Annotated in this window: 18 protein-coding genes and 1 riboswitch; of the genes, 5 read left to right on the top strand and 13 right to left on the bottom strand. The window is 58.3% G+C overall.

The window, feature by feature from the left end; genetic code table 11:
- Positions 1-5 precede the first annotated feature (5 nt).
- From rapA to araB, 5 genes are all read right to left on the bottom strand, one after another.
- Positions 6-2,912, bottom strand: coding sequence for an RNA polymerase-associated protein RapA (gene rapA / locus ACWKXT_RS17815; RefSeq protein ID WP_454533041.1), 2,907 nt, complete (start codon positions 2,910-2,912; stop codon positions 6-8).
- Between the two features lie 128 nt (positions 2,913-3,040).
- Complete coding sequence (polB, locus tag ACWKXT_RS17810) at positions 3,041-5,398, bottom strand: DNA polymerase II (protein ID WP_454533040.1); 2,358 nt, start codon at positions 5,396-5,398, stop codon at positions 3,041-3,043.
- 74 nt (positions 5,399-5,472) lie between these two features.
- Entirely contained in the window at positions 5,473-6,168 is a 696-nt protein-coding gene (gene araD / locus ACWKXT_RS17805) for an L-ribulose-5-phosphate 4-epimerase (protein ID WP_454528368.1), read from the bottom strand.
- Between the two features lie 47 nt (positions 6,169-6,215).
- Complete coding sequence (gene araA / locus ACWKXT_RS17800; protein ID WP_454533039.1) at positions 6,216-7,718, bottom strand: L-arabinose isomerase; 1,503 nt, start codon at positions 7,716-7,718, stop codon at positions 6,216-6,218.
- A gap of 10 nt (positions 7,719-7,728) precedes the next feature.
- The gene (gene araB, locus ACWKXT_RS17795; RefSeq protein ID WP_454533038.1) at positions 7,729-9,438 is read right to left on the bottom strand and encodes a ribulokinase; all 1,710 of its coding nucleotides are present in this window, start codon (positions 9,436-9,438) and stop codon (positions 7,729-7,731) included.
- A 337-nt stretch (positions 9,439-9,775) separates the two neighbouring features.
- Here araB and araC point away from each other — a divergent pair, with 337 nt between their 5' ends.
- Complete coding sequence (gene araC, locus ACWKXT_RS17790) at positions 9,776-10,621, top strand: arabinose operon transcriptional regulator AraC (protein ID WP_454533037.1); 846 nt, start codon at positions 9,776-9,778, stop codon at positions 10,619-10,621.
- A 118-nt stretch (positions 10,622-10,739) separates the two neighbouring features.
- Entirely contained in the window at positions 10,740-11,507 is a 768-nt protein-coding gene (locus ACWKXT_RS17785) for a DedA family protein (RefSeq protein ID WP_454533036.1), read from the top strand.
- 43 nt (positions 11,508-11,550) lie between these two features.
- On the opposite strand, the gene thiQ is transcribed toward ACWKXT_RS17785, so the two are convergent.
- The 4 genes from thiQ to sgrR all read right to left on the bottom strand — a co-directional run bounded on the left by thiQ (position 11,551) and on the right by sgrR (position 16,629).
- Complete coding sequence (gene thiQ / locus ACWKXT_RS17780; RefSeq protein ID WP_454533035.1) at positions 11,551-12,252, bottom strand: thiamine ABC transporter ATP-binding protein ThiQ; 702 nt, start codon at positions 12,250-12,252, stop codon at positions 11,551-11,553.
- The gene (gene thiP, locus ACWKXT_RS17775) at positions 12,236-13,846 is read right to left on the bottom strand and encodes a thiamine/thiamine pyrophosphate ABC transporter permease ThiP (protein ID WP_454533034.1); all 1,611 of its coding nucleotides are present in this window, start codon (positions 13,844-13,846) and stop codon (positions 12,236-12,238) included. The genes thiQ and thiP overlap by 17 nt, the downstream gene beginning before the upstream one ends.
- Positions 13,822-14,805 carry a thiamine ABC transporter substrate binding subunit gene (gene thiB / locus ACWKXT_RS17770; RefSeq protein ID WP_454528362.1) on the bottom strand — a complete coding sequence of 328 codons (984 nt, stop codon included), beginning with the start codon at positions 14,803-14,805 and terminating at the stop codon, positions 13,822-13,824. The genes thiP and thiB overlap by 25 nt, the downstream gene beginning before the upstream one ends.
- Positions 14,806-14,836: 31 nt before the next feature.
- A riboswitch (TPP riboswitch) is annotated at positions 14,837-14,937 on the bottom strand.
- A gap of 36 nt (positions 14,938-14,973) precedes the next feature.
- Positions 14,974-16,629 carry an HTH-type transcriptional regulator SgrR gene (gene sgrR / locus ACWKXT_RS17765; protein ID WP_454528361.1) on the bottom strand — a complete coding sequence of 552 codons (1,656 nt, stop codon included), beginning with the start codon at positions 16,627-16,629 and terminating at the stop codon, positions 14,974-14,976.
- An 88-nt stretch (positions 16,630-16,717) separates the two neighbouring features.
- Here sgrR and sgrT point away from each other — a divergent pair, with 88 nt between their 5' ends.
- The 3 genes from sgrT (at position 16,718) to ACWKXT_RS17750 (ending at position 18,538) form a co-directional block, all read left to right on the top strand.
- Entirely contained in the window at positions 16,718-16,870 is a 153-nt protein-coding gene (gene sgrT, locus ACWKXT_RS17760) for a glucose uptake inhibitor SgrT (protein WP_119916050.1), read from the top strand.
- 120 nt (positions 16,871-16,990) lie between these two features.
- Positions 16,991-18,169 (top strand): sugar efflux transporter, encoded by a 1,179-nt coding sequence (locus ACWKXT_RS17755; RefSeq protein ID WP_336239194.1) that lies wholly within the window; start codon positions 16,991-16,993, stop codon positions 18,167-18,169.
- A gap of 216 nt (positions 18,170-18,385) precedes the next feature.
- Entirely contained in the window at positions 18,386-18,538 is a 153-nt protein-coding gene (locus ACWKXT_RS17750; protein WP_010427008.1) for a Hok/Gef family protein, read from the top strand.
- A gap of 91 nt (positions 18,539-18,629) precedes the next feature.
- On the opposite strand, the gene leuD is transcribed toward ACWKXT_RS17750, so the two are convergent.
- Genes leuD through leuA form a run of 4 tightly spaced genes read right to left on the bottom strand, consistent with a single transcriptional unit; the run spans position 18,630 to position 23,311 of the window.
- On the bottom strand, positions 18,630-19,235 hold the full coding sequence (leuD, locus tag ACWKXT_RS17745; RefSeq protein ID WP_003856384.1) for a 3-isopropylmalate dehydratase small subunit: 606 nt from the start codon (positions 19,233-19,235) through the stop codon (positions 18,630-18,632).
- 10 nt (positions 19,236-19,245) lie between these two features.
- Positions 19,246-20,646, bottom strand: coding sequence for a 3-isopropylmalate dehydratase large subunit (gene leuC / locus ACWKXT_RS17740; RefSeq protein WP_454528358.1), 1,401 nt, complete (start codon positions 20,644-20,646; stop codon positions 19,246-19,248).
- A 2-nt stretch (positions 20,647-20,648) separates the two neighbouring features.
- Positions 20,649-21,740, bottom strand: coding sequence for a 3-isopropylmalate dehydrogenase (gene leuB / locus ACWKXT_RS17735; RefSeq protein WP_454533033.1), 1,092 nt, complete (start codon positions 21,738-21,740; stop codon positions 20,649-20,651).
- The gene (leuA, locus tag ACWKXT_RS17730; protein ID WP_023334495.1) at positions 21,740-23,311 is read right to left on the bottom strand and encodes a 2-isopropylmalate synthase; all 1,572 of its coding nucleotides are present in this window, start codon (positions 23,309-23,311) and stop codon (positions 21,740-21,742) included. Before leuA ends, leuB begins: the two co-directional genes overlap by 1 nt.
- Between the last annotated feature and the right edge of the window lie 58 nt (positions 23,312-23,369).

The following is a 23,369-nucleotide window of genomic DNA, read 5'->3' as shown; positions in this document are numbered from 1 at the left end:
TCCGTTTACTGATGCGTCACAACGATAAGACGCAGGGCATCCAGACGCCAGCCTGCCTGATTCAGGCTTTCCAGCACCTGCTGACGGTTGCTTTCAATCGCCGCCAGTTCGTCGTCGCGAATGTTCGGATTGACCGCTTTTAACGCTTCCAGACGGGACAGCTCCGCAGACAATTTCTCGTCAGCCTCGCTGCGCGCCGCGTCGATCAGCACTCTGGCCGCTTTCTCGGCCTGGGTTTCACCCAGCTGGAGAATCGCGTGCACGTCCTGCTGTACCGCATTCACCAGCTTGCTGCCGGTATGACGGTTAACCGCGCTCAGCTGACGGTTAAAGCTTTCGAACTCCACCTGTCCGGCCAGGTTCGTACCGTTTTTATCCAGCAGCAAACGCACCGGCGTTGGCGGCAGGAAGCGGTTGAGCTGCAGTTGTTTAGGCGCCTGCGCTTCCACAACGTAGATCAGCTCCAGCAGCAGCGTACCTACCGGCAACGCTTTGTTTTTCAACAGGGAGATGGTGCTGCTGCCGGTATCGCCGGAGAGGATCAGATCCAGCCCGTTACGGATCAGCGGGTGTTCCCAGGTGATGAACTGGGCATCTTCGCGGGACAGTGCCACATCACGCTCGAAGGTGATGGTGCAGCCATCTTCCGGCAGGCCCGGGAAATCTGGCACCAGCATGTGGTCTGACGGGGTTAACACGATCAGGTTCTCGCCACGATCGTCCTGGTTAATCCCGACAATATCGAACAGGTTCATGGAGAAGCTGATCAGGCTGGTGTCATCATCTTGTTCTTCAATGCTCTCAGCAAGCGCCTGCGCTTTTTCGCCGCCGTTGGAGTGGATCTCCAGCAGGCGATCGCGGCCCTGTTCAAGCTGCGCTTTCAGCGCTTCATGTTTCTCGCGGCAGGATTTAATCAGATCGTCAAAACCGTCGGTATTTTCCGGCGCGGCCAGGTAACCGATCAGATCGCCATGCACCTGGTCATAAATGGTGCGGCCCGTCGGGCAGGTATGCTCAAACGCATCCAGTCCTTCGTGGAACCAGCGCACCAGCACGGACTGGGCGGTTTTTTCCAGGTACGGCACGTGGATCTGAATATCATGCGCCTGACCGATACGATCCAGACGGCCGATACGCTGCTCCAGCAGATCCGGGTTAAACGGCAGATCGAACATCACCAGATTGCTGGCGAACTGGAAGTTACGCCCTTCAGAGCCGATTTCGGAGCACAGCATCACCTGCGCGCCGCTGTCCTCTTCCCCGAACCACGCCGCCGCGCGGTCGCGCTCGACGATGGACATCCCTTCGTGGAACACGGCGGCACGAATGCCTTCGCGTTCGCGCAGAACCTGCTCCAGCTGCAGCGCGGTGGCGGCTTTGGCGCAGATCACGAGAACTTTCTGGGAGCGGTGCGCGGTCAGGTAGCCCATCAGCCACTCCACGCGCGGGTCGAAGTTCCACCAGGTGCCGGTGTCGCCTTCAAACTCCTGATAAATCTGTTCCGGGTAGAGCATGTCACGCGCGCGCTCTTCCTGGGTTTTGCGCGCGCCCATAATGCCGGAGACTTTAATCGCCGTCTGATACTGCGTCGGCAGCGGCAGCTTGATGGTGTGTAGTTCGCGTTTCGGGAACCCTTTCACGCCGTTACGGGTGTTACGGAACAGCACGCGGCTGGTGCCGTGACGGTCCATCAGCATGTCTATCAGCTCTTTACGCGCGGATTCCGCGTTGTCGCTCTCGCTGTTCGCGGCCTGCAGCAGCGGCTCGATATCCTGTTCGCCAATCAGATCGCTCAGGGTGTTGAGTTCGTCGTTTGAAAGGCGTTTACCCGCCAGCAGCAGCGCGACGGCATCCGCAACCGGGCGATAGTTATTCTGCTCTTCCACGAACTGCTCAAAGTCGTGGAAGCGGTTTGGATCGAGCAGACGCAGACGGGCGAAGTGACTTTCCAGACCGAGCTGCTCCGGCGTTGCGGTGAGCAGCAGGACGCCAGGCACGCGCTCGGCAAGCTGTTCAATCGCCATATATTCGCGGCTTGGGGCATCTTCGCTCCAGACCAGGTGGTGCGCTTCGTCGACGACCATCAGGTCCCATTCGGCATCGCACAGGTGCTCAAGACGCTGCTTGCTGCGGCGCACGAAGTCCAGCGAGCAGATCACCAGCTGTTCGGTTTCAAACGGGTTGTCCGCGTCGTGCTGCGCTTCGGCATAGCGCTCGTCGTCGAACAGGGAGAAGCGCAGGTTAAAGCGGCGCAGCATCTCAACCAGCCACTGATGCTGCAGGGTTTCAGGCACCACAATCAGTACGCGCTCGGCAGCGCCGGAAAGCAGCTGCTGGTGCAGGATCATACCCGCTTCGATGGTTTTACCCAGGCCCACTTCATCTGCCAGAAGTACGCGAGGCGCGTGACGACGGCCCACATCATGGGCGATATTTAGCTGGTGAGGGATCAGGCTGGTGCGTTGGCCGCGCAGTCCGCTCCACGGCATGCGGTACTGCTCGCTCTGGAACTTGCGCGCGCGGTAGCGCAGGGAGAAGCGATCCATACGGTCGATTTGCCCGGCAAACAGGCGGTCCTGCGGCTTGCTGAACACCAGTTTGCTGTCGAGCAGCACTTCGCGCAGGATGACATTGGCTTCGTCCGTATCAAGACGAGTACCAATGTAGGCGAGCAGTCCATTTTCTTCTTTTACGTCTTCAATCTTGAGCTGCCAGCCGTCATGGCTGGTCACGGTGTCACCCGGATTGAACATCACGCGGGTCACAGGGGAGTCATTGCGAGCGTACAGGCGGTTTTCACCGGTGGCAGGGAAGAGGAGGGTAACCATGCGCGCATCGACGGCAACGACGGTTCCTAATCCAAGTTCGCTTTCTGTATCGCTGATCCAGCGTTGACCAAGTGTAAAAGGCATAGTTGTTCGGCTCTAATCTTTAATTGCAGGCAATAGTTCGACCCCCGTCAAAAAAGACGGTCATCGAAAAATGGGTCCGGGAATGGAAAGGGCGCTATGGTACTGGATGGCAGCCATTTCGTCACGCGTCAAAATAGGCCAAGTTGCCCTGTCACTAGTGTAGCAAAATCATCGTCTATGAAGGGCAAAATTCCCTCCGCGACCGGCTGAAGCTGGCGCGTCAGGTAGTGATCGTAATCGAGCGGCGATTGCTGATAATCAACCGGCTCCGGGCCGCTGGTAGTCCAGACGTATTTGATGCTGCCACGGTTCTGATACTGCGGCGCGCGTCCCCGGCGCACGTTCTCTTCGTCCGCCAGACGCGCGGCGCGCACGTGGGGCGGGACGTTGCGCTGGTACTCTGCCAGCGGGCGACGCAGGCGCTTGCGATACACCAGCTGATCATCCAGCTCGCCGGCCATCAGGCTGGCGATGGTTTCGCGGATATAGTCCTGATAGGGCTCGTTGCGGAAGATCCGCAGATAGAGCGTCTTCTGGAACTGCTGGGCCAGCGGGGTCCAGTCGGTGCGCACTGTCTCCAGCCCTTTAAAGACCATCCGCTGCGTGTCGCCTTCCTGAATCAACCCGGCGTAGCGCTTCTTGCTGCCCTGGTCGGTTCCGCGGATGGTGGGCATTAAAAAGCGGGCGAAATGCGTTTCAAATTCCAGCTCCAGCGCACTGGTTAACCGCTCTTTTTGCAAATGTTTGCCCCACCAGTCGTTCACAAAGGCCACAAGCTCTTTGCCGATGCGGGCGGCGTCGCCTTCTGAATGTGCGCATTTTAGCCATACAAAGGTGGAGTCCGTGTCGCCGTAGATGACGTCATAGCTCTGGGATTCAATCAGCGCTTTGGTCTGGCGCATAATCTCGTGCCCGCGCATGGTGATAGACGACGCCAGACGGGGATCAAAGAAGCGGCAGGCGCTGGTGCCCAGCACGCCGTAAAAGGCGTTCATGATGATCTTTAACGCCTGCGAGAGCGGCTTGTTGCCGTGGCGTTTCGCCTCGTCGCGGCCGTGCCAGATATTTCCCACAATTTCAGGCAGGCAGTGTTTTTCCCGCGAGAAGCGTGCGCCGAGGAATCCTTCGGTGCTGTGCTCATCATCTGGCTGCGCCATCCCCTCAATCAGCCCCACCGGGTCAATCAGGAAGGTGCGGATAATCGACGGGTAGAGGCTTTTGTAATCCAGCACCAGAACGGAGTCATATAATCCTGGCCGTGAGTCCATCACGTAGCCACCGGGGCTGGCCTGGGGCGGCACGTCGCCGAGGTTGGGGGCGACATAGCCTGCACGGTGCATCCGTGGAAAATAGAGGTGGCTAAAGGCAGCAACCGATCCACCGTGCCTGTCGACCGCAAGGCCGTTCACCGTCGCGCGCTCCAGCAGGAACGGCATGATCTCGGTTTTGTGGAAAATCTGCGTGACCAGCTCGCAGTCTTTCAGGTTATAGGTGGCAAGCGCCGGTTTATCTTCATTAAAGCGCCGGTCGATCTCGTCCATTCGGTCCCAGGGGTTGTCGATGGATTTGCCTTCGCCAAGCAGCTCCTGCGCCACCGCTTCGAGAGAGAAAGAGGAGAAATTCCAGAAGGCGGACTTAAGCGCCTCGATGCCGTCGATAATCAGGCGACCGTTAGCCTGCGCGAAGAAAACGCCGTTCTTAAAACCGTGCTCACGCCACTCCAGCTCGCTGTTTCCGCGCCCCAGAACCAGCGGAATGCGGTAACGCTCGGCGTGTTTTTGCAGGACGCGCAGGTCGAACTGCACCACGTTCCAGCCGATCAGCACGTCCGGGTCGTGCTCGGCAAACCACTGGTTAAGCTTCTCCAGCAGCTGCGGGCGGCTGTTGACGTACTCAAGCTGAAAATCGAGCGCGGACGCATCGCCGTTCGGCGGCCCGAGCATATAGACAACCCGCTGTCCGCAGCCTTCCAGGCCAATACAGTACAGTTCACCGTGGCGGGTGGTTTCGATATCCAGAGAGACCCACTTCAGCGGTGGGCGATAGTGCGGATTCGGCTTCAGACGCGCGTTGACGAGGCTGCCGTTGCGCGCAGTGCCATCGACCCATACGGGCGCGGTAATAAACCGCTCCATCAGAAAGCGTTCCGGTGGGCGGATATCCGCTTCGTAGAGCGTTACGCCCGCCTCGCGGAGCAGTTTTTCATAGCGCATCAGCTGGCGATGGGCGCGACAGTAGAGGCCGTAAACCGGCTGGCGGTGGAAATCTTTCAGCTCAAGCGGCGTGATGCGCCAGCCGTTTTCGCCGCGCAGCAGCTGTTTCACTTTTTCGACGTGCGCTTCCGGGATAAAGGCCACGGATTCCTGCGGCGGCAGCGTGACCTGCAGCGGGCCGTTGTCCGTAGCCAGCCAGAATTCAACCTCAGTGCCCTGAGGCGTATCCCGCCAGTGTCGGGTCAGTAAAAAACCTTCTTGCGCATGCGCCACGCCGTTATCCCATAAAACAAAACCAGGCCTGATTATAGCCTGGTTGAATATTTTATGCTGGGTATATATACAGTTTACTGTCCGTAATAGGCCTTCGCGCCGTGCTTGCGAAGATAATGCTTATCCAGCAGGGTTTGCTGCATATCCGGCAGCTGCGGTGCCAGCTGGCGACAGAAGATCCCCATATAGGCGACCTCTTCGAGCACGATGGCGTTATGCACCGCGTCTTCGGCGTTTTTCCCCCAGGCAAACGGACCGTGGGAGTGCACCAGCACGCCGGGCATCTGCGCCGCGTCGATACCCTGTTTTTTGAAGGTTTCGACAATCACGTTACCCGTTTCCCACTCGTACTCACCGTTGATCTCTGCATCGGTCATCAGGCGCGTGCAGGGAATGGTGCCGTAAAAGTAGTCCGCGTGCGTGGTGCCGGTGGCCGGGATGGACTGGCCCGCCTGCGCCCAGATGGTCGCGTGGCGCGAATGGGTATGCACAATGCCGCCGATGGTCGGGAATGCCTGATACAGCAGGCGGTGGGTGGGCGTATCGGAGGAGGGCTTTTTGTTGCCTTCCACCACTTCACCCGTTTCGATGCTGACCACCACCATGTCGTCTGCGGTCATTACCGTGTAATCCACGCCGGAAGGCTTGATCACGAACACGCCTTTTTCCCGGTCAACGGCGCTGACGTTGCCCCAGGTGAGGGTCACCAGGTTATGTTTTGGCAGCGCCAGGTTGGCTTCGAGTACCTGACGTTTGAGATCTTCTAACATCGTTGTCTCCCTGCCCGGTGAGCGTAGCGTCACCGGGCATTTCGTACTTAGCGTTTTGAACCGTAATAGACTTCGTTCCAGCGCAGCGCGTCTTTGAAGGCTGGCAGGCGGGTGTCGTTATCAATCACGGTCAGTTCGATATCGTGCAGCTCGGCGAACTGACGCATGTCGTTGAGGTCCAGCGCGTGGCTGAAGACGGTATGGTGCGCACCACCCGCCAGGATCCACGCTTCTGACGCGGTTGGCAGATCAGGCTGCGCTTTCCACAGGGCGTTGGCGACCGGCAGTTTCGGCAGAGAATGCGGGGTTTCAACCGCATCGACGCAGTTCACCAGCAGGCGGAAACGATCGCCGAGGTCGATCAGGCTGGCGTTGATGGCCGGGCCAGTACGGGTGTTGAAGATCAGACGCGCCGGATCCGCTTTGCCGCCGATGCCGAGGTATTGCACGTCGAGGATCGGTTTCTCTTCGACGGCGATCGTCGGACACACTTCAAGCATGTGCGAGCCAAGCACCAGGTCGTTGCCGTTTTCGAAGTGGTAGGTATAGTCCTCCATAAAGGAGGTGCCGCCCTGCAGACCGGTCGACATCACCTTCATGATGCGAAGCAGAGCGGCAGTTTTCCAGTCGCCTTCGCCGGCAAAGCCGTAGCCTTGCTGCATCAGACGTTGTACCGCCAGGCCCGGCAGCTGTTTCAGGCCGTGGAGGTCTTCAAAAGTGGTGGTAAAGGCATGGAAGCCGCCCTGTTCCAGGAAGCGTTTCATGCCCAGCTCAATGCGTGCGGCATCCAGCACGTTCTGACGCTTGTCGCCGTTGATTTGTGCCGCAGGCGTCAGGCGGTAGCTGCTTTCGTACTCGTCCACCAGCGCGCTCACGTCGCCGTCGCTGATTTCATTCACCACCTGCACCAGGTCGCCCACGGCCCAGGTATTCACCGAGAAGCCGAACTTGATCTGTGCGGCCACTTTGTCGCCGTCGGTAACCGCCACTTCACGCATGTTGTCGCCGAAACGCACCACTTTCAGGTGGCGGGTATCCTGCTTAGAGACCGCCTGACGCATCCAGGATCCGATACGTTGTTGCGCCTTGCCGTCCTGCCAGTGGCCAGTGACTACCGCGTGCTGCTGGCGCATGCGCGCGCCGATGAAGCCGAACTCGCGGCCGCCGTGCGCGGTCTGGTTCAGGTTCATAAAGTCCATGTCGATGCTGTCCCACGGCAGGGAGGCGTTGAACTGGGTGTGGAACTGCAGCAGCGGTTTGTTGAGGATTGCCAGGCCGTTGATCCACATTTTGGCCGGTGAGAAGGTGTGCAGCCACACTACCAGACCAGCGCATTTGTCGTCGTAGTTGGCGTCACGGCAGATATTCGTGATTTCGTCCGGCGTGGTGCCCAGTGGTTTCAGCACCAGCTTGCACGGCAGTTTGGCTTCCGCGTTCAGCGCGTTAACCACGCGCTCCGCATGTTTCGTTACCTGCTGCAGCGCTTCCGGTCCGTACAGATGCTGGCTGCCAATCACAAACCACACTTCATAGTTATTAAAAATGGTCATCATCATGTCCTTAATGGGTCAGGGTTGCCGTAGTGTCCGCGGTGCTTTTGGCCGGGGCGGCGACAGGGAGATAGTGAAGCTCGGCGCTTTTTGCCCACTGCTGGTAGCGCTGATAAAGCTGTTCAAAGCGTTGTGCCTGCTGGGCACGCGGCTGGAGCGTATTTTCGACGGCGCTCGCCATATGCTGCTGCGCGGTCGGGATGTCGGCGTGAACGCCTGCGGCCACGGCGGCGAAAATCGCCGCGCCCAGCGCACAGCACTGATCGGATGCCACAATCTGGAGCGGACGGTTCAGCACGTCGCAGCAGGCCTGCATGATCACAGGGTTTTTACGGGCGATGCCGCCCAGCGCCATCACGTTATTCACGTCGATGCCCTGTTCGGTGAAGCACTCCATAATGGCGCGGGCACCGAAGGCGGTTGCGGCAATCAAACCGCCGAACAGCGCCGGGGCGTCGGTCGCCAGGTTGAGATCGGTAATCACCCCTTTCAGGCGCTGGTTGGCAAACGGCGTACGGCGGCCGTTAAACCAGTCCAGCACCACCGGCAGGTGTTCGAGAGACGGATTTTTTGCCCAGGCTTCGGTGAGCTGCGGCAGAAGCTGCTTTTTGCTCTCGGCAATCTGGGTTTTCAGCTCAGGATGCGCCGCCGCCAGCTGGTCCAGCGGCCAGCCCAGCACGCGGCCAAACCAGGCGTAGATATCGCCAAACGCGGACTGACCGGCTTCAAGGCCGATAAAGTCCGGCACCACGCTGCCGTCTACCTGGCCGCAGATGCCTTTCACCGCGCGGTCGCCGACGCTGGCTTTATCCGCCGTCAGGATGTCGCAGGTGGAGGTGCCGATAACTTTGACCAGCGTGTTGGGCTGTGCGCCCGCGCCCACGGCGCCCATATGGCAGTCAAACGCGCCGCCGGAGATGGTTACGTTTTGCGGCAGGCCGAGGCGTTTTGCCCACTCTTCGCAGAGCGTGCCGACCGGAATATCGGCGGTGAAGGTGTCGGTAAACAGCGGGTATGTCAGGTTCTTGTTGATGATCGGGTCGAGCTCGTCGAAAAACGCGGCTGGCGGCAGGCCGCCCCAGCTTTCATGCCACAGGGATTTGTGTCCGGCGCTGCAGCGGCCGCGGCGGATGTCCTGCGGACGGGTAGTCCCGGAGAGCAGGGCTGGCACCCAGTCGCACAGCTCAATCCACGATGCCGCCGCCTGCGCAACGGAGGCGTCGGCGCGGGTAACGTGGAGGATCTTGGCCCAGAACCACTCGCTGGAGTAGATCCCGCCGATGTAGCGCGAGTAGTCGGTTTTACCCGGCTGGTGGCATAAACGGGTAATGGCTTCTGCCTCTTCCACGGCGGTATGGTCTTTCCACAGCACGAACATGGCGTTCGGGTTGTCGGCAAACTCGGGGCGCAGCGCCAGCACGCGGCCTTCAGCGTCTACCGGGGCTGGCGTTGAGCCGGTGCTGTCGACGCCAATGCCCACGACATCGGCCCGCTGGGCGTCGGTCAGTTCGGCCAGTACGGTTTTGATCGCCGCTTCCATCGACTCGATGTAGTCGCGCGGGTGGTGACGGAACTGGTTGTTCGGCGCGTCGCAGTAGCGCCCCTCTTGCCAGCGCGGATACCACTCAACGCTGGTTGCTATCTCCTGGCCGGACGTACAGTCCACTGCCAGCGCGCGAACCGAGTCGCTGCCAAAATCGAGGCCAATTGCAATTGCCATGGTGTTGCTCCATCCAAAAAACAGGTATGGAAGAACATTAGAGACTGGGGGCGAAAATCGTCAGGCAGGATCCGCTAATCTTATGGACTAAATTGCTGTTGCGATTGAAAGTGTGACGCCGTGCAAATATTCAATGTGGACATTTCTGCCGCACTTATAGACACTTTTGTTACTGCTTATCTGCCCGTGCTGGCGGAGAAATCAGGGGGAAAGGCTGAAACATGGCGGACGTAAAAGAGGCGTGATGCTTTTTGGATCTTTTCGCGGGCCATTTTTAACCTGCTTTTAGTGATATGGACAATTGGTTTCCTTCAGGACCCTTGGGAGAACTGAATCTATGGCCGAACCGCAAAACGATCCCCTGCTGCCGGGATACTCGTTTAACGCGCACCTTGTGGCGGGACTGACCCCTATCGAGGCTGAGGGATATCTCGATTTTTACGTCGACCGACCGCTCGGCATGAAAGGGTATATTTTGAACCTCACCGTGCGCGGTGAAGGGGTCATCAAAAACGGCGATCAGCAGTTTATCTGCCGCCCCGGCGATATGCTGCTGTTCCCGCCAGGGGAGATCCACCACTATGGCCGTCACCCGGACGCCAAAGAGTGGTATCACCAGTGGGTCTATTTCCGTCCGCGCGCCTACTGGCAGGAGTGGCTGTCGTGGCCAGCCATTTTCGCGCAAACCGGTTTTTATCGCCCGGATGAGGCGCATCTGGCGCAGTTTCGTGAGCTATTCGCGCAGATTATTGAGGCAGGTCAGGCGGGCGGGCGCTATGCCGAACTGCTGGCCATAAACCTGCTCGAGCAGGTGCTGCTGCGCCGCATGGAGGCTATTAACGAATCCCTTAACCCGCCGCTGGACAACCGCGTGCGCGATGCCTGCCAGTACATCAGCGACCACCTTGCCGACAGCCAGTTTGATATTGCCAGCGTCGCCCAGCATGTGTGCCTGTCGCCGTCGCGGCTGTCGCATCTTTTCCGCCAGCAGCTTGGCGTGAGCGTGCTGAGCTGGCGCGAGGATCAGCGCATCAGTCAGGCAAAGCTGTTGCTCAGCACCACCCGGATGCCTATCGCGACCGTCGGACGCAATGTGGGCTTTGAAGATCAGCTCTATTTCTCTCGCGTGTTTAAGAAGTGCACCGGTGCCAGCCCGAGCGAATTCCGCGCGGGATGTGAATAAACGGTAAACATTCAGGTGAACTTCAGGAGCATCCTGTAAACTATTCAGACAATTGATGCCTTGACGCGGTGCGGGGCGCTAAGCAGAATCGCTGATTCGTTTTCTGACCGGAATAGTTATGCAGGCATTGCTGGAACACTTTATTACCCAGTCCGTTATGTACTCGCTCATCGCCGTGGCGCTGGTGGCGTTTCTGGAATCGCTGGCGCTGGTTGGGCTGATCCTGCCCGGCACCGTGATGATGGCGGGGCTTGGGGCGCTGATCGGCAGCGGTGAGGTCAATTTCTGGCAGGCGTGGCTGGCCGGGATTATCGGCTGCCTGCTGGGGGACTGGATCTCCTTCTGGCTGGGCTGGCGCTTTAAGAAGCCGCTGCACCGCTGGTCGTTTATGAAAAAGAACAAAGCGCTGCTGGATAAAACCGAGCATGCGCTGCACCAGCACAGCATGTTCACCATTCTGGTTGGTCGCTTTGTTGGGCCAACGCGCCCGCTGGTGCCGATGGTGGCGGGGATGCTGGATCTGCCCGTCGCAAAATTCGTGGTGCCGAATATTATCGGCTGCGTCTTCTGGCCGCCGTTTTACTTCCTGCCGGGTATCCTGGCGGGGGCGGCGATCGATATCCCTGATGGTATGCAAAGCGGTGAGTTTAAGTGGCTGCTGCTGGGAACGGCGGTACTGCTCTGGCTGGCTGCCTGGCTCTGCTGGCGCCTGTGGCGCAGCGCGAAAGCCAGTGTCGATCGCCTGACACGCTATCTTCCGCGCTCTCGTCTTTTGTGGCTGGCCCCGCTGACGCTGGGTGTGGCCGTTGTGGCGCTGATCGCGCTGATCCGCCACCCGCTGATGCCGGTATACGGTGAGATCCTGTTGAAGGTGGTGAGCCGTTAAGATTTATTCCCTCTCCCTGTGGGAGAGGGTCAGGGTGAGGGCATCAGACGGCACGAATGCCCAACAGCGAAGACGCCCCCGCTTTACCACTCAGCAGTTCTTCTGTACTTCCATCCCACAAAATACGTCCCTCCGCGATCACCACCGATCGCGGCGCGATGCGTACGGCATCTTCGATGCTATGCGAAACCATCAGCATCGTCAGTTGTTCGCGCTCGCAAACCTCTTCAACCAGCGAGAGCATCTCCTGACGCAGGGCCGGGTCGAGCGCCGAAAAGGGTTCGTCGAGCAGCAGCAGCGGCTGCTCGCGAACCAGGCAGCGCGCCAGCGCCACGCGCTGGCGTTGGCCGCCGGAAAGCTCACCCGGTAGTCTGTTGATAAACGCAGCCAGGCCCATTTGTTCGGCGATCGCCTCAAGCTTCTGACGCTGCGCAGCATTGAGCCTTAACCCCGGATCCATCCCCAGCGCGATGTTCTGCCACACCGTAAGATGATTGAACAGATTGTTTTCCTGGAACAGCATCGACACCGGGCGCTTAGCCGGCGGAGCGTAGGTATACTCGCCATTATCAATGACGATCGACCCGCTGGCAGGCTGCAAAAAACCGGCAATCAGATTGAGCAGGGTACTTTTTCCGGCTCCGCTGGGGCCAAGCACTGCGATTCGCTCTCCCTGTCGAACGGAGAGGGTAAAACGCATTGGCAGGTGCTCATAAAGCCAGGTTACATCAGTCAGTTTTAACATCACGCCCCGGAAGTTTTTCGATAACGGTAAATAACGCAAAGCACAGCACCAGCAGTAAAAGTGCCGTGACCGCGCCGTCCTGGCTGCGATAGGAGCCAATTTGCTGATAAAGCCAGAACGGCAGCGTGCGGAAATCTTCATTGCCAAAGAGCGCCACTACGCCAAAATCGCCAATCGACAGCACGCAGGCGAAGGCCAGCGCCTGGGCGAGCGGGCGTTTCAGCGCGCGGAGTTCCACCACTTTCAGACGCTGCCAGCCTTTCATGCCCAGCGACTGGCACAGCAAACTGTAGCGGCTATTGACGTCGCGCATCGGGTTTTCCAGCACCTTGAGCGCGTAAGGGATGGCCATCAGTGCGTTGGTGAAAATGACGATGCCGTCGGCGCTTTCCGGCAGGCCGATGGTGCTGTTGAACAGCAAAAAGAACCCTGTCGCCAGCACGATGCCCGGCATCGCCAGAATCAGCATGCCCGACAGCTCCAGCGCGTGTCCGGCTTTACGGGCATGTCGCGCGTACAGCTCGCGGCTGCTCCAGAGCAGCATCATGGTCAGTGTCACGCAGATTAACCCGGCTGCCAGCGCGATGCGCAATGAGGTCCACGTCGCTTGCCAAAGGACGGGCTGTTGCAGTACTGACAGCACGTTCATATTCAGACCATCAACGATAACGGCCAGCAGCGGCGGCAGCAGAAGCAGGAGCGCCAGCGCGATCAGCACAAAATCCGAGACGCGGCTGTGCAGGCTGTCCTGCGGATCGCGCCAGCCTGTAATGCTGTTGCTTCCTGCGGGAATCGCTTTGCTCAGTCGCTGGCTCAGCAACACCAGCACAAGGCAGCACGCCATCTGCACCATCGCCAGCAGCGCGGCGCGGCCCGGATCGTAGTCGTAACTTAAAGCCTGATAGATTGCCAGCTCGATGGTAGTAGCCTGCGGTCCGCCGCCGAGAGAGAGCACGGTGGCAAAGCTGGCAAAGCAGAGCATAAAGATCAGCGCGGCAACCGGAGCAATCTGGCGGCGCAGCCACGGCCATTCGACAAAGCGGAAGAATGACCAGCCGCGCATGCCGAGCTGGGCGGCAATCTGGCGCTGCTCGCCGGGGATATTCTCCAGCGCCTGCAAAAAGAGACGCGTCGCCATCGGCATATTGAAAAAGACGTGCGCCAGCAGAATGCCCTTCAGCCCGTAGGGAGAGAAGGTCCATTCCAGGCCTGAAGACGCAAAGAGCGAGGCCAGCCAGCCCTGGCGACCGTAGACGCTCAGGATGCCAAAAACGGCCACCAGCACGGGCAGGATCAGCGTCATGGCGCACAGGCGCAGCAGCGCCTGCCTGCCGGGAAAACGTCTGCGATACAGCGCCCGCGCAAGGAAAACAGCCGGGATCGTCGACAGCAGCGCGGAGAGGAACGCCTGCCAGAAGGAGAACCGGATAACATGCCAGAGATAGCTGTCGTGCCAGAGTGCGAGCAGGTCACTCTCTGGCGCGTTGAACCACAATGCAAGAAAAGCCCCCATGCTGACCGCCACCATCAATACGGCGGCGAGCAGCCCGGGAAGTAACCAGCCGGGAATCAACGGCTGACGGCGCGTTGCCATTCACTTACCCATGCTGAACGCTGCGCGGCGACCTGCTGCGGCGTAAACTCCAGCGAGGTGGTTGGTTTGGTCAACTGCTCGAAACCTGCGGGCAGCGCAACGCTGGTGACCGGATACATCCAGTTGCCCGCGGGAATGGCGTTCTGGAACGCTGGTGAAACCATAAATTTCAGGAACTTCTCGGCCAGCTCCGGCTGCTTGCTGGCGGCGGTGCGGGCAGCCACTTCCACCTGCAGATAGTGCCCTTCAGCGAAATTCGCGGCAGCATAGTTATCTTTCTTCTCGGCGATAATGTGGTAGGCCGGAGAGGTGGTGTAGCTCAGCACCAGATCGCTTTCGCCTTTCAGGAACAGGCCGTAGGCTTCGCTCCAGCCTTTGGTGACGGTAACGGTTTTGGCGGCCAGCTTCTGCCACGCTTCCGGCGCTTTATCCCCGTAGACCTTTTGCATCCACAGCAGCAGGCCCAGGCCCGGCGTGCTGGTACGCGGATCTTCATAAATCACGCGCCACTTCTGGTCACTTTCGACCAGCTCTTTCAGGCTCTTCGGCGGGTTTTTCAGCTTGTTTTTGTCGTAAACAAAAGCAAAGTAGCCGTAATCGAACGGCACAAAGGTGTCGTTTTTCCAGCCGCCCGGCACGTTAACGGCATCTGCCGCCACGCCGCTTTTGGTAAACAATTTGGTTTGCGTCGCGGCTTCCAGCAGGTTGTTATCCAGCCCAAGCACCACGTCGGCCTTGCTGTTTTTCCCTTCCATGCGTAGGCGGTTGAGCAGCGACACGCCATCTTCCAGCGCCACGAACTTCAGCTCGCAGTTGCAGTCGGCTTCAAAGGCTTTTTTGACTACCGGGCCAGGGCCCCAGTCGGCAGAGAAGGAGTCGTAGGTGTAGACCGTCAGGACGGGCTTAGCGAAAACAGGCAGTGCAACCAGCGCCAGCAGGGGAAGAACGTTTTTTAACACTTTGCACCTCAGGGTTGAGTGGCAAAGGATTTTGAGCGACAGCCTCAAATCCCTTCGCCGGCGTTATCCGGATCAGGTTCGACGGGTATTATCTCAGCGCACATCATTGATGCAGCACCCCGTTGAGAACGGCAGTATTGTAATGATTTGGTGAATATTACGAAAGCGTTATGGCTCCGGCGGTGCAAACCAGGCGGATTTAAAATCAAACCAGCCCAGGGTGTTCATCCGCAGGCCGCGCATACTGCGCTGGCCCTGAATCATCAGCCAGTGGTGGATCAGCGGAACGATTGCCTGCTCCGCCATCAGCTGCTGGCACCAGACAGCCAGATTCATCTCGCCCGCCCGCCATTGGGCGGCATCCTGCTGCCAGTCTCGATCGATGCAGTGCTGGATCAGCGGGACTTCGTAAAGGTGCGAGAAGAGCGAGAAATCGAGCGGCAGGGTAAAGTTGGCGCTGTTGAGCCAGATATCACTGGTGATATCCCCCTGGTGCCATTCGTCATAGTCGACTTCGTTGACCTCCAGCGTGACCCCCTCGGCCGCCAGCAGTCGGGTCATGATTCTGGCAATAAACCGATGCTCTACGTGCTCGCGGTAGTAGGTCAGGGTGATGGACTCCAGTCCTGCGGGTTTGTCGCAGTGCACCGGGCGGGCGTGGTGCCAGCGCGGAAGCAGGCCGTACGCCGGGAACCAGTATGTCTGGTACTGCTCTTCCGCATGGTAAATCAGATTGGAAGGGGACAAAACGTGGCTAACCCACTTGCGGACGGCCTGATTTGCTCCACGGTTGGTGCGGCGGTCAAACAGGAGATAATAGCATCCTTCCTCCAGGCGACTTTCCACGGCTTTTTCTCCCGTGGTGGGGCCTTCCAGCGTCAGCCCGCAGCTCAGGTCTTCATTGAGATCCGGTAATACCCAGACGTTCACTTCGTCGATCAGCGCCCGATAGCCAAAGTAGTCGTCGAACGCGCGGATTTTCAGCTGATTGCTGTTATTGCGGGACACGGAGTAAGGCCCGGTGCCAATCGGCAGGCTGGCAAAATTGTTCATTGATTCCCACTCGCCGGGCAAAATCATCGACGGCACGTAGCCCAGCAGCCAGGGAAGCCACTTATCCTGCTGCGACAGCTCAATATCCAGCGTCCATGCCGTGGGAGAGTGGATCCGCGAGATGTGCGAATAGAGCGGAAGCGTGCGGGCGCGTTCCAGAGAGGCGATGACGTCACTCATTTCCAGCTCGCGGCCATGGTGGAAGTGAATGCCCGGGCGTAAAAAGAAACGCCAGTGCAGGGGAGAAAGCTGCTGCCAGTGGTGGGCGATATCCGCTTCCAGTTCCCCGTTTTCCTCATTTATGCGCGTCAGGCCGCTGAAAATTTGTCGGGCCATGTGGGTTTCAGAACGCCGTAATGCCGTGCCGGGCAACAGATTTTTCATCGGACGGTAGTAGAGCACCCGCAGAATATGCCGACCCTGGCGAAAGCTGCGCCCAAGGTGCGAGACCAGCATCTGGCGCACGGCGGCTTTGTCGCCCACCAGCTGTACCAGCTGATCGATGCGATCCTGCTCAAGCAGATCTTCCGCCCGCTGCTGCTGCAGCGCCAGACCGGTATAGAGGAAGGTCAGGCGCGAGCGCCTGCCGCGTCCCGCTTCGGCTTCCCAGTTCAGCCAGCCCTGCTGCTGCATGGTGTTGAGCAGCGTGCGCATATGTCGGCGTGAACAGTTGAGCAGGTCAGCCAGCTCGTTCAGCGTGGTCTCCTGCGATTGCCCCTCGCAGCACTGCCAGAGGCGGATAAATTGTTGTTGCAGACGACCAGAAGGCATAAAAGGGGAACTCCTGACAAAAAACCAGCAATTTATTTATCCCTATATTAGGCCAATAATTCTTCCCGATGAAGCGAGGAGGTAAATTATGAAGAGGTCTACCGCACGTCAGTTTTATCAGCAGTACTTTTCAGCGACAAAGGGAGTGTCCTGGCTGGCCCGCCAGTGTGCAGAGCAACGGCTGAAAACGTTAGAAGAACTGATGCAGTGGGACGTTACGAAACCGACCTCTTCCCGCTAACTCGCCTCGATCATGTGTGACTGAGTATTGGTGTTTATCACCCGCCAGCAAAATGTTTTTGCTGGCTTTTTTCGTTTATTCTTTCACCCAATTTCGATTCGCTTTCACAAGGACTTGCGCATGCTGTGGTTGATGACGATGGGGCGACGCCTGAACGGCGTGTACGCCGCTTTTATGCTGGTGGCCTTTATGATGGGCGTGGCAGGGGCGCTTCAGGCACCGACGCTGAGTCTGTTTCTCAGCCGCGAGGTGGGGGCGCAGCCGTTTTGGGTGGGGCTGTTTTACACCGTCAACGCGATTGCCGGGATCCTGGTCAGCCTCGCGCTGGCGAAACGATCCGACAGCCAGGGCGATCGCCGTAAGTTGATCCTCTTTTGCTGCGCGATGGCCGTGGGCAACGCGCTGCTCTTTGCCTTCAACCGCCACTACCTGACGCTCATCACCTGCGGCGTGCTGCTGGCCTCTCTCGCGAATACCGCCATGCCGCAGCTCTTCGCGCTGGCCCGTGAATACGCCGATAACTCGGCGCGGGAAGTGGTGATGTTCAGCTCGGTGATGCGCGCACAGCTCTCTTTGGCGTGGGTCATTGGCCCGCCGCTGGCATTCATGCTGGCGCTGAACTACGGCTTTACCACCATGTTTTCCATCGCTGCGGGGATTTTTGTCATTAGTCTGGTGCTGATTGCCTTCGCGCTGCCCTCTGTCGCCCGGGTTGAGCAGACGACGGATAAGCCCATCACCCAGGTGAGCGGCTGGCAGGATAAGAACGTCCGGATGCTGTTTATCGCCTCCACGCTGATGTGGACCTGCAACACCATGTACATCATCGATATGCCGCTGTGGATCAGCAGCGATCTGGGTCTGCCGGACAAGCTCGCGGGGATCCTGATGGGCACCGCCGCCGGGCTGGAGATTCCGGCGATGATTCTGGCGGGGTATTACGTTAAGCGCTTCGGAAAACGCCGGATGATGATCGTCGCCGTGGCGGCCGGGGTGCTTTTTTACGCAGGGTTGATCCTTTTCCATTCGCGTGAAGCGTTGCTGGCGCTGCAGCTGTTTAACGCCGTGTTTATCGGGATTGTTGCCGGGATCGGCATGCTCTGGTTCCAGGATCTCATGCCCGGCCGCGCCGGCTCCGCGACCACGCTGTTTACCAACAGCATTTCGACGGGCGTTATTCTGGCGGGTGTGATTCAGGGGGCGCTGGCGCAAAGCTATGGGCATGCCTCGGTTTACTGGATGATTGCGGCGATTTCGGTGGTGACGCTTGGGCTGACCTGCCGGGTCAAGGATGTTTGATTCTGGAAGGCGGCTTCACGAAATGAAACGACTTTCTGACAGGAGCAGATATGGCGCATAGAGTGCGTGGCGGGTGCTTGAGGCTGTTTGCCTCAGGCTTTCGCAAGAGGCAAACAGTGGAGAGTCCCACATCAAAAAACTGATGGGGAGACCAACTTCACAACCCACATTGCGAGGTTAGTCTCTTCATTGTCGAAAAGCAATAAGGAGGCTGGAATGCCAAAACGTACTCTGCTGTTAGGTTTGTTTCTGATCTGTACGACGCTGTTGATCTTCACCTGGATGGTGCGCGACTCGCTGTGTGAGCTGCACTTCAGACAGGAGAAAACAGAGCTGGCGGCAGTGTTGGCTTACGAAGCAAAACGTTAGCGGTATTGGCGGGGAAATTTCCCCGCCTCTCCAGAGTGGTTGAGCCTCAACGCACCCTTATCAATGGCCCGCGTCCTGCGGGCCATTGCCGTTAGCCCATAAACGCAGGCTGTTTTTTCTCGTACGCGGAGATGGCGTCTTCGTGCTGGAGCGTCAGGCCAATGCTGTCCAGGCCGTTCAGCATGCAGTGACGGCGGAAGGCATCAATGCTGAAGCTGTAGGTTTTATCCCCGGCTTTCACCACTTCCGCTTCCAGATCCACCTCAAACGATATGCCCGGATTTGCCTGCACCAGCGCAAACAGCTCATCGACCTGCTCGTCGCTCAGCGTGACCGGCAGCAGCTGGTTGTTGAAGCTGTTGCCGTAGAAGATATCCGCGAAGCTTGGGGCGATAACCACCTTAAAGCCGTAATCGGTCAGCGCCCAGGGCGCGTGTTCACGCGAAGATCCGCAGCCGAAGTTTTCGCGCGCCAGCAGAATGGATGCCCCTTTGTATTCCGGGAAGTTCAGGACGAATTCCGGGTTCGGCACTTCGCCTTTGTCGTCCAGGAATCGCCAGTCGTTGAACAGGTGTGCACCAAAACCGGTACGGGTTACCTTCTGCAAGAACTGCTTGGGGATGATCGCATCGGTATCGACGTTAGCGGCGTCCAGTGGGACAACCCGGCCCGTATGTTGGGTAAATTTCTCTGCCATGATTGTCTCCTTATTTCAGGCTGCGAATATCGGCGAAATGGCCGGTGACTGCCGCAGCGGCGGCCATTGCCGGGCTGACCAGATGGGTACGTCCGCCGCGGCCCTGGCGGCCTTCAAAGTTACGGTTGCTGGTGGAGGCGCAGCGTTCGCCCGGATTCAGGCGGTCGTTGTTCATCGCCAGACACATAGAGCAACCAGGCAGGCGCCACTCGAAGCCTGCTTCAATAAAGATCTTATCCAGACCTTCCGCTTCCGCCTGGGCTTTTACCGGACCGGAGCCCGGAACTACCAGCGCCTGTACGCCTGGCGCCACTTTGCGGCCTTTGGCAATTTCTGCCGCCGCGCGTAAATCTTCGATACGCGAGTTGGTGCAGGAGCCGATAAAGACTTTATCAATGGCGACATCCGTCAACGGCACGCCTGGCTTCAGCCCCATATAAGCCAGCGCTTTTTCCGCGCTGGCGCGCTCGACCGGATCGGCGAAGGATGCCGGATCGGGGATGCTGTCGTTGACGGAAATCACCTGACCTGGATTGGTGCCCCAGGTGACTTGCGGCGCAATCTCTTCCGCCTGCAGCGTGACAACGGTATCAAAGGTGGCACCATCGTCAGTTTTCAAAGTTTTCCAGTACGCGACCGCGTCGTCAAAATCCTGGCCTTTCGGCGCGTGCAAACGCCCCTTCACATAGTTGAAGGTGATGTCGTCTGGTGCAACCAGACCGGCTTTTGCGCCCATCTCAATGGCCATGTTGCACAGGGTCATACGACCTTCCATGCTCAGTGCCTGAATGGCTTCGCCGCAGAATTCCACCACGTGACCGGTACCGCCTGCGCTGCCGGTTTTACCGATGATCGCCAGCACGATGTCCTTCGCGGTAATGCCCGGCGCGGCTTTACCCTTCACTTCAATTTTCATGGTCTTGGCGCGGCCCTGCTTCAGGGTCTGCGTGGCCAGCACATGTTCCACCTCGGAAGTGCCAATCCCGAACGCCAGTGCGCCAAACGCGCCGTGGGTCGCGGTATGGGAGTCACCGCAGACGATGGTCATGCCCGGCAGGGTAATACCCTGTTCAGGCCCCATCACGTGGACGATGCCCTGATACGGATGGTTCAGATCGTACAGCTCAACGCCAAATTCGTTGCAGTTCTTAATCAGCTCCTGCATCTGGATACGGGCCATTTCACCGGACGCATTGATGTCTTTGGTCTGGGTGGAGACGTTGTGATCCATCGTCGCAAAGGTTTTCCCAGGCTGACGCACCGGGCGCTTGTGCGCACGCAGGCCGTCAAACGCCTGAGGAGAGGTCACTTCGTGCACCAGGTGGCGGTCAATGTACAGCAGCGGGGTTTCGTTTGGTGCCTCGTAAACAACGTGCGCATCAAACAACTTTTCATATAACGTCTTAGCCATGATTACACCCCTTCAGCGACATAGCGGGCAATAATGTCGCCCATTTCATCGGTACTGACTGCCGCCGTGCCGCGTGCTAAATCGCCGGTACGGATGCCTTCTTCTAACGCCCGGTTAATGGCGTTTTCAATTGCGGTTGCTGCGTCGCCTGCATCCAGGCTGTAGCGCAGCAGCAGGGCCAGGGAGAGGATCTGCGCAATCGGGTTGGCGATGTTCTTGCCTGCAATATCCGGCGCCGAGCCGCCCGCAGGCTCATACAGACCAAAGCCTTCTTCGTTGAGGCTTGCGGATGGCAGCATCCCCATGGAGCCGGTGATCATCGCGCACTCATCAGAAAGAATGTCGCCGAACAGGTTGGAGCACAGCAGCACGTCAAACTGGGACGGATCTTTAATCAACTGCATCGTCGCGTTGTCGATGTACATGTGCGACAGCTCAACGTCCGGGTACTGCTTAGCGATTTCATTGACGATTTCGCGCCACAAAATAGACGACTGGAGGACGTTCGCCTTATCGATGGAGGTCACTTTACGGCGGCGCTTGCGCGCTGATTCAAAGGCGATATGGGCGATACGTTCAATTTCGAAACGGTGATAGACCTCGGTATCAAACGCTTTTTCATGCTGGCCGCTGCCTTCGCGGCCCTTTGGCTGACCGAAGTAGATCCCACCGGTCAGCTCACGCACGCAGAGAATGTCGAAACCGTTGGCGGCGATATCCGCGCGCAGCGGGCAGAACTCTTCCAGACCCTGATACAGCTTCGCCGGACGCAGGTTGCTGAACAGCTTAAAGTGTTTACGCAGCGGCAGCAGTGCGCCGCGCTCTGGCTGCTCTGCAGGCGGCAGGTGTTCCCATTTCGGGCCACCGACGGAACCAAACAGCACGGCATCGGCATTTTCGCAGCCTTCCACAGTCGCTTTCGGCAGTGGCGTACGGTGGTTATCAATCGCAACACCGCCCACGTCGTAGTGGCTGGTGGTAATTTTCATCGCAAAACGCGCGCGAACGGCTTCCAGTACTTTCAGCGCCTGTGCCATTACTTCCGGACCAATACCGTCGCCCGGTAACACAGCAATATGGTAATTCTTCGACATTACACGGTTTCCTTGTTGTTCTCTTTATTCTGAGCTTTGCGTTGCAACTCTTTTTCGACTTCGGCGGCGCGCCAGATGTTGTTCAGCACATGCACCATCGCCTTCGCGGAGGATTCAACGATATCGGTCGCCAGGCCCACGCCGTGGAAGCGGCGGCCGTTGTAATTGACCACGATATCCACCTGACCCAGCGCGTCTTTACCATGCCCTTTCGCCGTCAGGTCATACTTCACCAGCTCAACGTCATATTCTGTGACGCGGTTAATTGCCTGGTAAATCGCATCAACGGGGCCGTTACCGTTTGCCGCTTCCGCTTTAATTTCATCACCGCAGGCCAGTTTGACCGAAGCGGTGGCGATGTCGCTGGAGCCGGACTGCACGTTGAAGTAATCCAGACGGAAGTGCTCTGGCTCTTCCTGCTGCTTGTTAATGAAGGCCAGCGCTTCCAGGTCGTAATCGAATACCTGGCCTTTCTTGTCGGCCAGCTTCAGGAACGCGTCATACAGCTGATCCATGTTGTAATCGCTGTCCTTGTAACCCATCTCTTCCATACGGTGTTTCACGGCCGCACGGCCGGAACGGGAGGTCAGGTTCAACTGCACCTGGTTCAGGCCGATGGATTCCGGGGTCATGATTTCGTAGTTTTCACGGTTCTTCAGCACGCCGTCCTGGTGAATACCGGAGGAGTGGGCGAAGGCGCCAGTGCCGACAATCGCCTTGTTGGCCGGAATCGGCATGTTGCAAATCTGGCTGACGGTCTGGCTGGTGCGCCAGATTTCGTTGTGATTGATGCGGGTGTGCACGTCCATAATGTCTTTACGCACCTTGATCGCCATGATCACTTCTTCCAGCGAACAGTTGCCCGCGCGTTCGCCGATGCCGTTCATCGCGCCTTCTACCTGACGTGCGCCAGCGTGCACCGCGGCGATGGCGTTGCCGACGGCCAGACCCAAATCATCGTGGGTGTGGACGGAGATAATGGCTTTATCAATATTCGGTACGCGGTCATACAGGCCGGTAATGATGTTAGAGAACTCAAACGGCATGGTGTAGCCGACGGTGTCCGGGATGTTGATGGTTTTGGCACCCGCGTTAATGGCGGCTTCGACGACACGCGCCAGGTCTTCGATTGGCGTACGGCCCGCATCTTCACAGGAGAATTCAACGTCATCGGTGTAGTTGCGTGCGCGCTTTACCATGTAGACCGCGCGTTCAATGACCTCATCCAGCGTGCTGCGCAATTTGGTTGCGATATGCATAGGCGACGTCGCAATAAAGGTGTGAATACGGAACGCTTCGGCGACTTTCAATGACTCGGCGGCAACGTCGATGTCTTTCTCTACGCAGCGTGCCAGGGCACATACGCGGCTGTTTTTAATAGTGCGAGCGATAGTCTGGACGGATTCGAAATCACCCGGAGAAGAGACCGGGAAACCGACCTCCATCACGTCGACGCCCATACGTTCGAGAGCCAGCGCAATCTGCAGTTTCTCTTTTACACTCAGGCTTGCCTGTAATGCCTGTTCACCGTCACGTAAAGTAGTATCGAAAATAATGACTTGCTGGCTCATGGGTTAGGTCCTTGTCAGTCTTAGGGCGCCTTGCTACGAGCATAAAAAAACCCGCGCA

The organism is Enterobacter sp. UPMP701, assembly GCF_053709515.1.
The sequence above is the reverse complement of the archived record's forward strand: the minus strand, read 5'-3'. Positions and strand labels throughout refer to the sequence as shown.

Bases quoted from the DNA above. Each gene is read 5' to 3' on its own strand.
- rapA (WP_454533041.1), bottom strand. From the start codon at position 2,912: ATGCCTTTTACACTTGGTCAACGCTGGATCAGCGATACAGAAAGCGAA.
- ACWKXT_RS17785 (WP_454533036.1), top strand. From the start codon at position 10,740: ATGCAGGCATTGCTGGAACACTTTATTACCCAGTCCGTTATGTACTCG.
- sgrR (WP_454528361.1), bottom strand. From the start codon at position 16,629: ATGCCTTCTGGTCGTCTGCAACAACAATTTATCCGCCTCTGGCAGTGC.
- leuB (WP_454533033.1), bottom strand. From the start codon at position 21,740: ATGTCGAAGAATTACCATATTGCTGTGTTACCGGGCGACGGTATTGGT.
- leuA (WP_023334495.1), bottom strand. From the start codon at position 23,311: ATGAGCCAGCAAGTCATTATTTTCGATACTACTTTACGTGACGGTGAA.
- thiP (WP_454533034.1), bottom strand. From the start codon at position 13,846: ATGGCAACGCGCCGTCAGCCGTTGATTCCCGGCTGGTTACTTCCCGGG.
- araC (WP_454533037.1), top strand. From the start codon at position 9,776: ATGGCCGAACCGCAAAACGATCCCCTGCTGCCGGGATACTCGTTTAAC.
- sgrT (WP_119916050.1), top strand. From the start codon at position 16,718: ATGAAGAGGTCTACCGCACGTCAGTTTTATCAGCAGTACTTTTCAGCG.
- leuD (WP_003856384.1), bottom strand. From the start codon at position 19,235: ATGGCAGAGAAATTTACCCAACATACGGGCCGGGTTGTCCCACTGGAC.
- araA (WP_454533039.1), bottom strand. From the start codon at position 7,718: ATGACCATTTTTAATAACTATGAAGTGTGGTTTGTGATTGGCAGCCAG.
- araB (WP_454533038.1), bottom strand. From the start codon at position 9,438: ATGGCAATTGCAATTGGCCTCGATTTTGGCAGCGACTCGGTTCGCGCG.
- ACWKXT_RS17755 (WP_336239194.1), top strand. From the start codon at position 16,991: ATGCTGTGGTTGATGACGATGGGGCGACGCCTGAACGGCGTGTACGCC.
- leuC (WP_454528358.1), bottom strand. From the start codon at position 20,646: ATGGCTAAGACGTTATATGAAAAGTTGTTTGATGCGCACGTTGTTTAC.
- araD (WP_454528368.1), bottom strand. From the start codon at position 6,168: ATGTTAGAAGATCTCAAACGTCAGGTACTCGAAGCCAACCTGGCGCTG.
- thiQ (WP_454533035.1), bottom strand. From the start codon at position 12,252: ATGTTAAAACTGACTGATGTAACCTGGCTTTATGAGCACCTGCCAATG.
- ACWKXT_RS17750 (WP_010427008.1), top strand. From the start codon at position 18,386: ATGCCAAAACGTACTCTGCTGTTAGGTTTGTTTCTGATCTGTACGACG.